A 1,561-nucleotide genomic window follows, 5' to 3' on the forward strand; every position below is an offset into this window, starting at 1 on the left:
GAAATCACGATATGGTGCAGTGGCATGTTTGTCGTCTTATCCTAGATAATCTACTATCAGGTGCAAAATATTCATGCATATCTCCACGAGGTGGTAGGGGTTCTTCAGCAGATATTAAAGGCATTTTTGGTTTCAAATATAGGCGAATGTTATTGCCCATAGCCTCTAATTCTACAGAGGCTACTTTAAGGCTAAAAGTATTGGCAATCCTTAAAGAAGATCTGCCATTATCACTCTTGATAAGAAAATTACGGTAAAAATTTGAATAATTTCTATCCGCTAGATAAATTTCTATTGCTTCGTTTGTGCTGGGGTTGGTGATACTCTGGCGTAGTATTGTTTTAGGTAGCATATTTAATGCGCCTGCTATTTTTGTCATCCCTAAATACTGATAAGAGGTTACCTCTGTTGCGTTCAAGCCAGAACGGTGATCTTTATGTTCATTTTTAAGATTTGAATTAAAAACTAACTCTCCTGTAGAGAAGTTCATAATATTCGTAAAATAATCAAAAGGCGGATAAGAATAGGCTTGAATGATTAGTTCCCCGTTGCTACTCTCTTCTGATTCTATGGAAAATTCTGTATTGGTGTTTAACAAGTTAAATTTATCAGCAGGATAAGTCTTGACAATATTTTCCAGTCTTTCGTACGCTTCAGGAAAATAAAATAAATTATTATTCTGATAAGTTCCTTCAATTGGACTTAGTATATCTATCTCATTATAGGGCAGATGCCTGTTTGAATAAACTTTCCTGTCAACTTGATAAACTTTAACATGCCCTGTTGGATCCCTATATTTAAGCGGATTATTGCCCACATAAACATACAAATTCAAACCATCAACCGACCCTGCTGAATCAGGGCTTATCCACCTCGTTAGCCAAGGGGCTAGGTACCTAGCACCGTAGTAGGACAAACCACTGCTGTCATCTCTTTCTTTGCCTGTGTAGCGGTAGCGTTTTTGCTGTACTTGGGCTTTATCTTTGCCAGCGATGAGGGTAGTGCTACCATAGGGGTAGTAGTGTTCGTAGCTGAGGGTTTGGGCTTTGTCGTCCAACTCTAGGACGTTGGATTGTAGGTGGCTAGTGAGTTGGTAGCGGGTTTGGTTGGGGTTTTGGGTGTTGTCTTTACTGCTTTTGCTGATTATATGGGTGCCGATATGCAGGGTACCAATTTGTTGTTTTGCTTGGTTAGTTGAGAGGTCTAGTGAAGGTAGGTAGTCTCTCTGGCTTTGCGCTTGGTGGTTAGATTTAATGACAATACGCACTCGCCTGTCTTGATAATCATAAACATAGTATTGTGTGGTGTTGCTTTTGTCTGCTTTAGTCAGTTTATTTAAGGTGTTGTTGTAGTGCCACTTTAGGTTGCCGATATCGTTTAAGTTTAATAAATTGCCATTGGTATCAAAGTTATTTTGGTTGTTATTTTCAGTACCACGGTTGCTGTTTGGGTGGATGGTGAGGGTTTGTTGCCAAGTACTACTGTTTGTTTGGTGTGAGAGGTTAATTAGGTTGTTGCCTGTGTCGTAGGTGTAGGTTTGGCGGTAGGGTTCTAGTAAATT

Annotated in this window: 1 protein-coding gene; it reads right to left on the reverse strand. The window is 39.5% G+C overall.

The window, feature by feature from the left end:
• Nucleotides 1–4 precede the first annotated feature (4 nt).
• Nucleotides 5–1,561 (reverse strand): RHS repeat-associated core domain-containing protein (locus BAZSYMA_RS10385; protein ID WP_241502558.1); only part of this gene is annotated, 1,557 nt, incomplete at its 5' end.

The organism is Bathymodiolus azoricus thioautotrophic gill symbiont, assembly GCF_001298715.1.
Lineage (GTDB): Bacteria > Pseudomonadota > Gammaproteobacteria > PS1 > Pseudothioglobaceae > Thiodubiliella.